This window comes from Streptomyces sp. P5F9 (assembly GCF_057961495.1).
This window is the reverse complement of record NZ_JBXVPZ010000043.1, coordinates 23,728-36,185: the sequence shown is the minus strand read 5'-3', so window position 1 is coordinate 36,185 and position 12,458 is coordinate 23,728. Positions and strand designations below refer to the sequence as shown.

Annotated in this window: 6 protein-coding genes; 3 read left to right on the top strand and 3 right to left on the bottom strand. The window is 68.1% G+C overall.

Annotation, left to right across the window (positions count from 1 at the left end):
- Positions 1-257 precede the first annotated feature (257 nt).
- The gene (gene argS, locus AC31A1_RS10705; RefSeq protein WP_489653040.1) at positions 258-2,027 is read left to right on the top strand and encodes an arginine--tRNA ligase; all 1,770 of its coding nucleotides are present in this window, start codon (positions 258-260) and stop codon (positions 2,025-2,027) included.
- A gap of 28 nt (positions 2,028-2,055) precedes the next feature.
- Here argS and AC31A1_RS10700 read toward each other — a convergent pair whose 3' ends face one another.
- Positions 2,056-2,511 (bottom strand): peptidoglycan-binding domain-containing protein, encoded by a 456-nt coding sequence (locus tag AC31A1_RS10700; protein WP_489653039.1) that lies wholly within the window; start codon positions 2,509-2,511, stop codon positions 2,056-2,058.
- Between the two features lie 107 nt (positions 2,512-2,618).
- The gene (locus AC31A1_RS10695; RefSeq protein ID WP_489653038.1) at positions 2,619-3,071 is read right to left on the bottom strand and encodes a peptidoglycan-binding domain-containing protein; all 453 of its coding nucleotides are present in this window, start codon (positions 3,069-3,071) and stop codon (positions 2,619-2,621) included.
- Between the two features lie 294 nt (positions 3,072-3,365).
- On the opposite strand from AC31A1_RS10695, the gene AC31A1_RS10690 reads away from it, so the two are divergent.
- Positions 3,366-4,175: a peptidoglycan-binding protein gene (locus tag AC31A1_RS10690; protein WP_489653037.1), complete on the top strand. Its 810-nt coding sequence runs from the start codon at positions 3,366-3,368 to the stop codon at positions 4,173-4,175.
- Positions 4,172-5,017, top strand: coding sequence for a helix-turn-helix domain-containing protein (locus AC31A1_RS10685; protein ID WP_489653036.1), 846 nt, complete (start codon positions 4,172-4,174; stop codon positions 5,015-5,017). The genes AC31A1_RS10690 and AC31A1_RS10685 overlap by 4 nt, the downstream gene beginning before the upstream one ends.
- 534 nt (positions 5,018-5,551) lie before the next feature.
- Here the strand turns inward: AC31A1_RS10685 and AC31A1_RS10680 are convergent.
- Positions 5,552-12,439: a polymorphic toxin-type HINT domain-containing protein gene (locus AC31A1_RS10680; RefSeq protein WP_489653035.1), complete on the bottom strand. Its 6,888-nt coding sequence runs from the start codon at positions 12,437-12,439 to the stop codon at positions 5,552-5,554.
- Positions 12,440-12,458 lie beyond the last annotated feature (19 nt).

Sequence of the window (12,458 nt, the reverse complement as noted above, 5' to 3'; positions counted from 1 at the left end):
GCGGCGGAGCCGCAAATCGATACAGCCCCGCGCCCCTTGAAGGCGGCTGCGCCGCCATCCAAGGCTCTCGCCTCAGCCCCAGCACTCCTTCACCCCGCGAACCCTCATGCCGTTAGGGGCGCGGGGCTGTATCGATATGCGGCTCCGCCGCGGGGCGCGACCAGCCTCCACCGGGCCCGCACCCGAAAACTCGCTTTACCCTCCGTGGGATACTGGGTGCGTCTATCCATCCCCACGAGGAGAACGGCTCCTACCCCATGGCCCCGGTCACGTCCCTCACCGATCTCGTCCACCAGCGCCTCGCGAACGCCCTCACGGCAGCCCTGCCGGAGGCCGACGCGGACCCTCTGCTGCGACGGAGCGACCGAGCGGACTTCCAGGCGAACGGCATCCTCGCCCTGGCCAAGAAGGCCAAGGCCAACCCCCGGGACCTGGCAGCGCAGGTCGTGGCGAACGTGACCACCGGCGACGTGATCAAGGACATCGAGGTCTCGGGCCCCGGCTTCCTGAACGTCACGATCACCGACCAGGCGATCACCGAGACCCTCGCCGCGCGCTACGCCGACGACACGGCCCGCCTCGGCGTGCCCCTCGCCCCCCACCCCGGTACGACGGTCATCGACTACGCCCAGCCGAACGTGGCGAAGGAGATGCACGTCGGTCACCTCCGTTCCGCGGTGATCGGCGACGCGGTCGTCCAACTCCTGGAGTTCACCGGCGAGTCGGTGGTCCGGCGGCACCACATCGGCGACTGGGGAACCCAGTTCGGCATGCTGATCCAGTATCTGGACGAGCACCCGGGCGAGTTGGACCACGCCGACGCGCAGGTCACCGGCGAGGAGGCGATGTCGAACCTCGACCGCCTCTACAAGGCCGCGCGCAAACTCTTCGACTCCGACGAGGAGTTCAAGACGCGGGCCCGGCGCCGGGTGGTGGACCTCCAGGCGGGCGACCCGCAGACGCTCGCCGCGTGGCAGAAGTTCGTGGACGAGTCGAAGATCTACTTCTTCTCCGTCTTCGAGAAGCTGGACATGGAGATCCGGGACGCGGACATCGTCGGCGAGTCGGGTTACAACGACATGCTGGACGAGACGTGCCGGCTGCTGGAGGAGTCCGGCGTCGCGGAGATCTCGGACGGCGCGCTGTGCGTGTTCTTCGACGACATCAAGGGCCCGGACGGCAACCGCGTCCCGCTGATCGTCCGCAAGTCCGACGGCGGCTACGGCTACGCGGCGACGGACCTCTCCGCGATCCGCGACCGTGTCTTCAACCTCAAGGCGACCAGCCTTCTGTACGTGGTCGACGTACGCCAGTCCCTGCACTTCAAGATGGTCTTCGAGACGGCGCGTCGGGCGGGCTGGCTCAACGACGACGTCACGGCGTACCAGTTGGCGTTCGGCACGATCCTCGGCAAGGACGGCAAGCCGTTCAAGACGCGTGAGGGCGTGTCGGTGAAGCTGGAGGACCTCCTCGACGAGGCGGTCCAGCGCGCCACGGCGGTCGTCCGGGACAAGGCCGAGAAGGTGGGCCTGACCGAGCAGGAGATCGTCGACAACGGCCGCTACGTGGGGATCGGCGCGGTGAAGTACGCCGACCTGTCGACGTCCGCCGTCCGGGACTACAAGTTCGACCTGGACCAGATGGTCTCCCTGAACGGCGACACGGCCGTCTACCTCCAGTACGCCTACGCCCGCATCCAGTCCATCCTCCGCAAGGCCGGCGAGGCCCGCCCGGTCGCCCACCCTGAGCTGGAACTGGCCCCGGCGGAACGCTCGTTGGGCCTCCACCTGGACCAGTTCAGCGAGGTGGTGGCGGAAGCGGCCAAGGAGTACGCCCCCCACAAGCTGACGGCGTACCTCTACCAACTGGCGTCCACGCTCACGACGTTCTACGACCAGTGCCACGTGCTGTCCCCGGACAACGCCCCGGAGGTCGTCGAGAACCGCCTGTTCCTGGTGGACTTGACGGCTCGGACGTTGCAGCGGGGGATGGGGCTGCTGGGGATCAGGACGCCGGAACGCCTCTGAGACCCGTACCGGCTCGTGTCGGGCCGGATCAGCAGCCGGTGGAGTTGAAGTCCGAGAACGCTGCCTTGGTCTGCGGTCCGACGACCCCGTCGACAGCGAGGCCGTAGCCGAAGAGGTTCAGGTAGCGCTGGAGCGGAACGATCGTGTTGGTTCCGGGGTCTCCGTTGGCGGGGCCGCTGCGGAGGCCCAGGTCGTTGAACATGCTCTGCGCCGCCCTCCAGCTCTCGGGGCCGAGAATCCCGTTGATCGGGCCGGGGTCGTAGCCGTTGTCGCGCAGCCGGCACTGCCAGTTCTTCGCCCGTTCCGTGGTCAGGCCGAGGTTGTTCGACGGGATCGGGACGCCGATGGTCTGTGCGCTCACCGCCGGCTCGGCGGCCGTGTGGGATGCCGCGAAGCTCGTGCCCGCGGTCGCCAGGCTTCCCACGGAGAGCCCCACGACGGCGGTGAGGCCCACCAGGGTCCGGGTCAGAACGTTCGATCGCATGCGTGTGCCTTTCGAGTCGTTGTTTCGGCCATCGCGGCCGCGGCCCGTCCTCCTCCCTCCGTGGAAGAGGACGGGCCGCGGCGTGTGTGCGATGGTGTCGGGCCGGATCAGCAGCCGGTGGAGTTGAAGTCCCAGAACGCGGCCCGGGTGTTTGTGCCGGCGTCCCCGTCGACAGCGAGGCCGTAGCCGAAGAAGTTCAGGTAGCGCTGCAGCGCCTTGATCGTGTTGGGTCCGGGGTCTCCGTCGACGGTGCCGGCGCCGAGGCCCTGGGCGTTGAAGAAGCGCTGCGCAGCCTTCCAGCTGTTGGTGCCGAGCACCCCGTCGATCGTGCCGGGGCTGTAGCCCGAGTCGCGCAGCCAGCACTGCCAGTTCTTCGCCCTCGCCGTGTTCAGGCCAAGGTTGTTCGTCGTCAGGATGCTGAGGTTCTGCGCGCTCACCGCCGGCTTGGCGGCGGTCTGGGATGCCGCGAAGCTCGTGCCCGCGGTCGCCAGGCTTCCCACGGAGAGCCCCACGACGGCGGTGACGCCGACCAGGGTCCGGGCCAGAACGTTCGATCGCATGCGTGTGCCTTTCGAGTCGTTGTTTCGACTGACGACACGAGGCTGCGCGGCACCCGGTACGGGCGGCCACAGTTGCCGCGAAGGTGACGACCTCGCGGGACGTCCCCCTCCTGGGCCTGCGGGGACGCGGTCCGCCGGGACGGCACGGCGGGACGGCTGTGGCGCGCGGTGGCCGGTTCCCAACCCGCGAGGGAACCTTTTGCCGCCGCATGCCGTGAAGGCTCATGCACAATGCCACGGGGAACAGGGGCCGTTGACCGCGCAGCCCCTGAAGTGAACGCGAGTGGGGGACACATGTCGCGTTGGAAAGCGTTGCCCGCTGAACTCGATCCGCGCGCAAGGCAGTTGGTGATCCGGTTACGCCGGCTGAAGGACCACAGCGGGCTGAGCATCCGTCAGCTCGCGGCGAAGACGGGGTACAGCCCGAAGTCCTGGGAGCGATACCTGGGCGGCCGGACCCTGCCGCCCCGAGAGGCCGTCGAGGCCCTGGCCCGGATCGCCGGCGACGGCGATCCGACCCGGCTGCTCGCGCTCCACGAGGTCGCGGCGGAGGGCTGGGGGTCCCCGCGGCAACACCACCCGGAGCCGGAGCCCGAGCCGGAGCCCGACACGGAACTCCTCTCGGCCAAAGCCGAGACCCCTGCCCCGCGCAGGCATTCCCTGCTCATCGCCCTCATAGCGGGCGCGGTGACCCTGGTGCTGGCCGTCTCCTCGGCGGTGCTCATCACCGTACGGATCATGAACGAGAACGACAGCGGCGGCGGCAGCGGCGCGACACCGAAGCCGACGACCCTGCTCGCCGCCTCGGCCAGCCCTTCGTCGGCGCCGCCGCAACCGTCGTACACCTGCCGTCTGAAGCGTGTCGACGGCCTCTGGTACGCGGGCAACAGCCGCACCCGGGAAGACACCGTGGTGGTGGGCAACAACGGGGTGGAGGTGGCCGAGGCGCAGTGTCTGCTGCGGCGGGCGGGTTTCTCGCCGGGGGGCATCGACGGGGATTTCGGTCCGCTGACGCTGGGTGCGGTCAAGGCGCTGCAGAAGCACGCGGGACTGCACGTGGACGGGATGGTCGGGCCGCACACCTGGAAAGCCCTCCGGGGATGAACCAACTGGACTCCTCTTTGCGGGAGTTGAAGACGCGCACCGGGCTGAGTCTGGCGGGGCTCGCCGCGAAGACGCCGTACAGCAAGTCGTCGTGGGAGCGGTATCTCAACGGCAGGACCCTGCCGCCGAGGGAGGCGGTGGAGGAGCTGTGCCGGCTCGCGGGGGAGCCGGAGGGCCGGTGCGTCGCGCTGTGGGAGATCGCGGAGGCGGAGACGAGCGGACGAGGCGCGGCGGAGACGCTGCCCCCGTCACCGGCCGCTCAGGCGACGGTGACGGTGCGGGCGCCCGTACCGGTGCCGGAGCCGGAGCCGGAGGTCACGGAATCCGCTCACCGGGGCGTGGCCGCCCTGGCCGCGCTCGGGTCCATGTGCGCCCTGGTGGTGGCCGGTGTGGTGGTCGCCCTGCTGTTGCTCCCCCACCACTCCGAACCGGCGTCCACACTCCCGTCCTCGACCACGGGCGTCGGGCCGCTGTGCTACGAGTCGACCTGCGCGGGCAAGGACCCGCTGACCATGCACTGCGTCGCCGAGCCGGTCACCCTGGCCATGCACGAGACGGGCACCGGGGCCTGGCTCCAGCTGCGGCACAGCCGGGAGTGCGGGGCGAGCTGGCTGCGGATGTGGGGCGCCCGGATCGGGGACCGGGTCGAGCTGACCGTGAGCGGCCGGGCGGCCACCGTCCGCCGCGCGAAGGTCAGGAACTCCACGGAGGCGAACACGTACATCTACACCCTCATGGCCGCGACCCGCCCCGGGACGGTGGTCCGATTCTGCTTCGAGCCCGCGGCGAAGACGGGGGCAGCGCCGGGGAGGAAGGAGTGCTTCGAGGGGCGGGTGCGTTGACCCGGGCCGTGAAATCTCCCCCGTTAAGACGTGGCCGCGCAGAACAAAGGGCGCCACGCCGCGGGAAACTCGACGTGACGCCCTTGCGACCTACCAAACCGACCTGCCACCGTCAGAAATCACGGATTACCACGATGCATCGCCTGTCAGAACGATCACTACCTCATCAGGCTCATCGGTACCGTCCCCGTAGACGTCGACTTGATTTTCTATGTTCGGAACGGGAATCAGCAACTTCACCGATTCATTCGGGTCCGAAATTTCAAGAGACGCCTGAGGAAGTATCAATTTTCCCGAGTATACAAGGACTTTTCCACTGGGCTGGTAAGGCCCTTGCACACATTGGATCGATGCTGGACCACTGGCGGCTTGCTGGACGGAGATGAACAGGGAGTCCGCGCCTCCGTGAACAACATCGCTCGCAGGGTCCCAGCTTTCATGCGTATCGGTACTCCCGGGTGCGGCGGCAACAACAAGGCCATGCGCGAATCTCGTCGTACACGAGGCGAAGAGCATCATTGAATCCACCTACTGTCATTGTTTCCACACCGGGAAGTCATAGTACTCCTTGAGGAGCGTGCGTACGATCCCGCCCTGCTGTTTAGAACATGCCTTGCAGTGCGGATACAGAGTCCACGGACCGTTGGGCGCGAGCTTATTCGGCGGATTGTGGTCACCAGTCCAGTGACCGTCATTGTATCCGGATTTGGCCGCTCCACATGAAGCGCAGCCATTTCGGTCGCCGAACTCGTTCATCATCCGCTGCTCGTGAGCCAGGACCGTGTCACCGCGTTCAGCGGTCACTCCTTCCGCTTTCTGACCGATTATGGCCGGCCCAAGAGTCACATTGCAGAGCGTATTCTCGCTGATGTTGTGGACCAGGACCGGCGTAGCCCCCGCCACCACGTAATACGTATGCAGCTCACCAACGGTCAGGTTGTGCACCGTAGCCGTCAGCGCCGTCCACCGCTTCACGGCCGTGATCTGGACGCGCGTACCCGAGCCCGTGCTCAGCCACTCGCCCGAGTGGAGGTCCGTGGCGTCGAGCCATTCGCCCAGTTCCGGGACCCAGAAGGGATGTTGATCCGTGGCGGTCACCGATGCCGTCTTCGCGCCCTGTTTGCCGTCGACGTCGACGGTGACCTGGACGAGGTGTTTGAGGCCTACGCCCTTGATCTCGGCGGTGACTTTTTCGGGTTTCGTCCTGCCCGTCTCCGGGTCCGTGGCCAGGACCTCGTCGCCGATCTTGACGTCCTTGATGGCCTTGGTCGTGCCGTCCGCCATCAGCACCTGGGTGTCGGCGGTGAAGCTGTTCGGTTTCTCGCAGGATTCGGCGATCTTGGCGAGCCGGCTCGCTTCCTTCCGGCTCTTGCGCCAGTCGTTGAAGTCGTCGAGCAGCTTCTTGCCCAGCCCCCAGATCCGCTTGCCCAGCTTCTCCGCCTTGGCCCACTTCCACGGCGCCGCGTACTTCTTCGCCAGCTTGGCCAGCGGGCCGCCGCCCAGGAACGACCCGACCACGTTGAGAGCCGTGTTGCCGCAAGCGGCCAGGTTGCCCGTCGTGAAGCAGTCCAGGGCATCCGTGATGCCCAGTTCGTCTGCCGCGATCTTGCCGAGTTCCTTGGCGATCGCGATCGCCCTCTGCTTCGCGGAGTCCGCCTTCGACTGGGCCGCGTTCGCCTGCGCACGGGCCGGCGTGGAGGATGTCGCGTCTCCGCCGCCCGAACCGCTGCTGTCCCGCGTGTCGACCGCGCCCCGGTGCGTGGACGGACCCGGTCCGCACTCGTTCCAGCCGCCCACGCAGTCGGCCAGGCGCAGCCCCGACGCGTCGTTGTGGGAGACAGGGCTGTTGTTGGCGTACGCGTAGCCGTTGATCTGCTGGGGGTCCGTGTAGTCGACCACCGGGTCCGCCGAGATGAAGCGGCCGGTGTCCGAGTCGTACTCCCGCGCACCCAGTGTCGTCAGGCCCGTCGACGCCTGCTTCGTACCGCCGACGAAGCCCTTGTCGTTGACCCAGTCCGTGGTCGACGACGTGGAGTTGTCACGGTCGTTGCCGAACGCGTCCATGCGGCGGCGGGTCGTCGAACCCGTCTTCGCGTCGACCGCCAGCTGCGCCGTGCCCTGGTTGTCCGAGACGAGGAAGTGGACGCCGTCCGCCTCCCGCATCGCGACCGTGGTCCCGGCGAAGCTGTAGTAGCGGGTGGCCGTGACCTTGGCCGTGGACTTGTCGTAGTGGAGTTCCGTGCCGGGGAGGTAGAAGGTCTTCTCGTCGGGGGTGTCCCGGAGAACGCGGGCTCCCGACGCGTCGTACTTGTACGTCGTCACCGTCGCGTCGGCGTTCGTGACCGTGGTCAGTTCGCCCTGCTTGTCCCAGGCCAGCGACTGGGTGTCGCCGTCCAGGACGCGCGTCGCCGTGTTGCCCGAGGCGTCGTACGTGTACGAGTTCCGCGAGGTGATCTGCGGAGTCGTGGCCGTGGCGTCGGTCTTCTGCGTCACCGACGAGACCGTGTGCGGGCCCGAGTCCGTGCCGTTCGGTCCGGAGCCGTCGCCGTACACGTAAGAGCGGCTGGACGTCGCCGTGCCGTTCAGGCCGTGGCGGACCTCGCTCTTGCGGTTGCCGATCGTGTCGTAGCCGTAGTCCGTCCAGTACGGCGAGACACCGCCCACCGTCGACGCCTTCGCGCCCTGTGCGCAGGACGCGTCCGTGCTGCCGGTGCCCTTCGCGTCGTTCGACGCGACCGAGGACGTCCATGCCGAGGAGACCCGGCCCAGGCCGTCGTACGAGAAGCACTGGACGTCCGAGGTGCCGCCGGTCGGGGTGTCCGCGATGGAGAGGATGTCGCCGGCGTCGTCGTAGGTGTAGTTCGCGTCGTAGGCGACGCTCGCGCCCTCGACCTGCACCGACGAGTTGGTCAGCCGGTCCGTGCCCGCCTCGTAGAAGTTGTTGATCCAGGTCTTCTTCGCCGTCGACTCGCCCGTGTAGAGCTCCAGCGACTCCAGGTTGGACGTCGGGGAGTACGACGCGTCCGAGACGTAACTCAGGCCCCCGAGAGAGGTGTTCACCCCGGTCGGGCGCTGGAGTTCGTCGTAGACGTAGGACACCGCCTCACCGGGCAGGTCGCCCAGCGCCGGCAGGGTGTCGTGCTTGACCGTGCCGTCGTCGTTGTATTCGACGCCGAACTCGTACGTCCCGCCCAGCTGCGGCTCGGCCGTCTTGGACAGGTAGTACTTGGTGGTGAGGGGGGCGTAGTCGTTGTCGGGGTCGAGGGTCGGGTAGGTGACCGACGAGTAGACCGCGCCGTCCTTGTAGGTGTAGACGCCGTACAGCTCGCCCTTGTAGGCCGTGTCGTACTTGGTGACGGACAGCTTGGTGCCGGTCGTCGCCTCGCCCTGCCAGGTCGAGACCGCGCGGCCCAGCTCGTCGTAGACCGTGGAGGTCTTGTCGCCGTTGACGGTGACCGACGTCTGGCGGTCCAGCGCGTCGTACGTGTACGAGGACGCACCGGTGTCCGGGTCCGACGCCGTCTGCTTGCGGCCCAACTGGTCGTACGTGTAAGCCCAGTTGCTGCCCTGGTCGTCGGTGACCCGGGTCAGCAGGCCCGCCGCGTTGTAGCCGTACGACGTGGTGACCGCGTCACCGTCGGTGGGGTACTGGACCTGGGTCGTCGTGCGGTCCCGGGCGTCGGTCACGACCGTCGTCTTGACGCCGCCCTGCGGCGGGGTCGTCGTGACGCGGTCGCCGCCGTAGGCGTACGTCGTGCGGTACTGCTCGGTGCCCTGGACCTTGAAGACGGTGGCCGTGGTGCGGCCCGCGCCGTCGTACTCGGTGACCGTCTGCGCGTCGAGCTCGGTGTCCTTCGGGTCGAAGAGCGCCGAGGACGGGGCGCCGGTGGTGTAGTAGGTGTCGTTCACCTGCACCACGCGGCCCGAGCCGTCGTACAGCGTGTCGGCGACCATCCGGCCGCCCTCACCCTCCGTCTGGGTCTGCCGGGGCCTCAACCAGCCGTCGTACAGGGCCCATTCACTGCCGTACGAGGTCCCGTCGTTCTCGATCTTCTGCGTGTGGACAGCGGTCGGGCCGTCGTCACCGCGGATCAGGTACTCGTACTTGAGGGACGGGGTGAACGAGTTCGCCTTGGGGCGGTCCGGGAGCCAGACCGAGACCAGGCGGCCGAGGCCGTCGTAGGCGAGGTCGGTGCGCAGGCCGTTCTGGTCGACCTTGGCCGTGGGCTGTCCCCAGGCCGGGGCGTACTCCGTCGAGGTCGTCCAGCCGTCGACGTTGGTGACCGTCGACTTTGTGGCCAGTCCGTAGGTGTCCGTGTAGACGGTGGAGGACGTGACTTGCGTCGACGAGGAGACCGTGTCCGCGTCCTTGACGACCAGCGGGCGGCCGTAGTCGTCGTACGTCGTCGTGGCGGTCGTCTGGTACGTGGCCGTCGTGCCGCTGTACGCCGACAGCCGCTTGGTCGTCGTGATGTCGCCCTTGGTGGGGGCGGCGCCGAGCGTCGTCGAACCGTCGTAGTAGGTCAGGTCGTCGGAGATGACGTTCTTGGTGCGGTCGGGGGTGGTGGCGCAGTCGACGCCCACCGTCTCGACCCGGGAGACGAGCGAGTAGATGTGCGCGCTCGCGCTGTCCGCGTACTCGTTGCGGGTGCACTGGTTGTCGGCGACGCCGACCTCGCCGTCGTCGTCGACCATCGTCTCGCGGCCGGTCGAACCGTCGTACGTGGTCGAGGACTTGGTGTGCCGCCAGCCGCCCACCGCGAGCGCGGTGTACGTGTCCGTGGAGCCGGTGGCGACGTAACGGGCCCTGTACGTCGCCCAGTCCCGTGTCTCCGTCGCGGTCACCGCGGTCCACGGCACCGTCACCGACTTCTCGGTCACGGCGGAGCCGTTGTAGGTGAGCGTCTCCAGCTCCTGGCCGGCCTTCCAGTCGGAGTCGGCGTAGGAGACGCCGCCCGAGTCGGTGACCGTCGCCGAGCGGGAGTCGCCGTCCTTGTCGACGTCGCCGTCGAGACCGCGGAAGAAGACATGCTCGGTCTTGGTGTTGGCGGGGTCGTTGCTGCCGTCGGAGGTGGCGACCTGGACCCTGCCGTAGCCGCGCCAGTCGCCCCAGGTGCGGTACTCGGACTTGGTGATGCCGTCGGCCGGCGTCTTCCGCCAGCCCGCGTCGCCGAGGTAGGTGTACGAGGTGATCTGGTCGGCGTTCTGGCCGGTCAGGTCGGTCTGGACGACGGAGGCGACCACGTACTTGTGGAACCAGTCCGTGATCGGGTCGGTGACGCCGGGCGGGTTCCACTTCACCGGGAAGCAGCGCTTGGTGGAGGAGTCCTCCGCCGGGACGGTGCTCGAAGTGCACTGGTTGTCCGCGTAGTTGACGCTGAGCGCGCCGCCCGATTCGTTGAGCACGCCGGAGAGACGGAAGCGGTAGAAGGGCTGGAGGTTGTCGCCCGACTCGTCGACGCGGTTGGGGAGTTGGACGCCGTAGAGCTCGACGGACGGGACCGAGGCATCGGTGCCGACCTTGCCGGTGTGGTCGATCCTGCTCAGCCACAGGGACTTGGACGCGTCTCCGTTGTCGGTGAAGACGTGGGTGAGGCTCCACACGTCGACCGGGGTGTAGGCCGAGTCACCGGTGCGGATCTGTGTGGTGACCTTCGTCAGTTCCTTGCGGGTCCAGAACGTCGGTGAGTTCTGGCCGGGGCACTTGGTGTCGGCCTTGCAGTTCTGGTCCCAGGGGACGTCCGGCCAGTCGGCGGCCGTGGAGTCCTTGAGCGCGTCGGCGGAGCAGTCCGTCAGGGAGCCGACGCAGCGCTCGGCGGTGGTGAAGACGACCTGGGCGGCCGGCTTGGTGGAGTACGCCTTGCCGTCGCGCTGGCCGTAGTCGACGCGCTTGAGGTAGCCGCCGCGGATGTAGGGCTTGCCGTTCTCGGCGGTCTTCAGGCCCTGTGTGTAGTAGTTCTTCTCCGTGCCGTAGAAGTACGACATGGCGTTGCCGTGCGGGTCGACGACGTAGTCGAGGTTCCAGCGCCAGGCCTGGGTGCAGTAGGCGTCGGCGAAGGTGGCGTTGTAGCAGGGCTCGCCGGAGTCGTCGCCGTAGACCGGGGTGGTCCAGGTGGAGTTGGTCTCCTCGTTGCCGCTGGCGTAGCCGGTGAGGTGGTTGAGGCCGAAGTAGTACTGGGTGCCGTCACCAGTGGTGATCTTCCAGTACTCGCCGTTGTCGTCGTCGTTGGCGGCGCCGGTCAGGTGCTCGACCTTGGAGTTGTCGTCGGAGCTGATCCGCCATGCGCCGGTCGTGTCGTCCTTGACGAGCCGGCCCGACGAACCGCCGGTGAGGGAGAGCGTGGCGTTGTCGAACGCCCAGCACTGGTCACCGTTGGTGTCGTCGTGGCCGTCGTCGGCGCACCCCTTGTAGCTGCGCTCGATGTAACCGGGGTCGTAGGAGAAGCCCTGGCCGATCCAGGAGCCCTGGTTGTTCGTGGTCGCCGTCTGGCCGTCGATCGACTGGGAGTTGTAGCTCAGGCCGACGTTCGGCTGCATCCCGCCGGGTACCGGCGGGACGGCCATCGGGTACGACCAGGTGAACGCGCCCGAGCTGGCGTCGACGCCCCACTGCGAGGACTGCGTCAGGCTGGTGGCCTTGTAGTCGCCGCCGTCGCCGCCGCTGTCGGCGGTGGCCGCCACGACGGTGGCCGACGAGCTCGCCGAGTCGGCTTCGAGGAGCTGGGTGGAGGGGCCGGAGGTGTCACCGGCCGCCTGTACGGTCGCCGTCAGCGTCTGCCCGGCCGTGTCGTTCGTCGACTTGAGGTACGTCGGTGTCGAGCAGGCCTTCTTCTCCGGAGTCGTCAGGACGCACGCCGGGTAGGTGGCCAGCCGCAGCCGGGAGGTGTAGTCGCCGCCGTAGGCGTCGGCGAAGTCCGCGTAGTCCAGGGAGACTTGGGCCGGTCCCGCGGTGGTGGCGCCGTCGGTGCGGGCGACGGTGAAGAGCACGCCGTCGACGCCGGCCGCCTCGGTGGCCTTGCGGCCGAGGATCTCGACCCGGACGGAGTCGGCGCCCTTCGTGCCACCGGCCGCCTTCGCGGTCAGCGGCAGGCCCTTGGCCTTGACCGCCTTGTTCGCCTTGCCGGTGAGGTCGACCTCGGCGCTGCCGGCGGTGGGCCAGTGCGCCTTGGCCGTCTTCTTCACGGCGGCCTTCTTGGCCTGGTCGGTCTTCTTGAAGGTCTCGGCGGTGGCGTTCTTGCCGCTCACCGGCGCGTCGAGGTCGGTCTGCGTCTTGGGTCGGGTCAGGCCGGTGTCGGCGGTGGCCGTGGGGGCGTACTGCGGGAGCAGCCCGATGGACAACGCCAGTCCGAGGACCAGCGCGGCCCGTCGGCGACCGCTCCGCCAGGCCGGTCTCGTGGACCGGTACCAGGGAGACTGGGACATCAACTCTCCTAGTTGATAA

Excerpts from the sequence above, each read along its gene's own strand:
- argS (WP_489653040.1), top strand. The coding sequence starts at position 258 with ATGGCCCCGGTCACGTCCCTCACCGATCTCGTCCACCAGCGCCTCGCG.
- AC31A1_RS10700 (WP_489653039.1), bottom strand. The coding sequence starts at position 2,511 with ATGCGATCGAACGTTCTGACCCGGACCCTGGTGGGCCTCACCGCCGTC.
- AC31A1_RS10695 (WP_489653038.1), bottom strand. The coding sequence starts at position 3,071 with ATGCGATCGAACGTTCTGGCCCGGACCCTGGTCGGCGTCACCGCCGTC.
- AC31A1_RS10690 (WP_489653037.1), top strand. The coding sequence starts at position 3,366 with ATGTCGCGTTGGAAAGCGTTGCCCGCTGAACTCGATCCGCGCGCAAGG.
- AC31A1_RS10685 (WP_489653036.1), top strand. The coding sequence starts at position 4,172 with ATGAACCAACTGGACTCCTCTTTGCGGGAGTTGAAGACGCGCACCGGG.
- AC31A1_RS10680 (WP_489653035.1), bottom strand. The coding sequence starts at position 12,439 with ATGTCCCAGTCTCCCTGGTACCGGTCCACGAGACCGGCCTGGCGGAGC.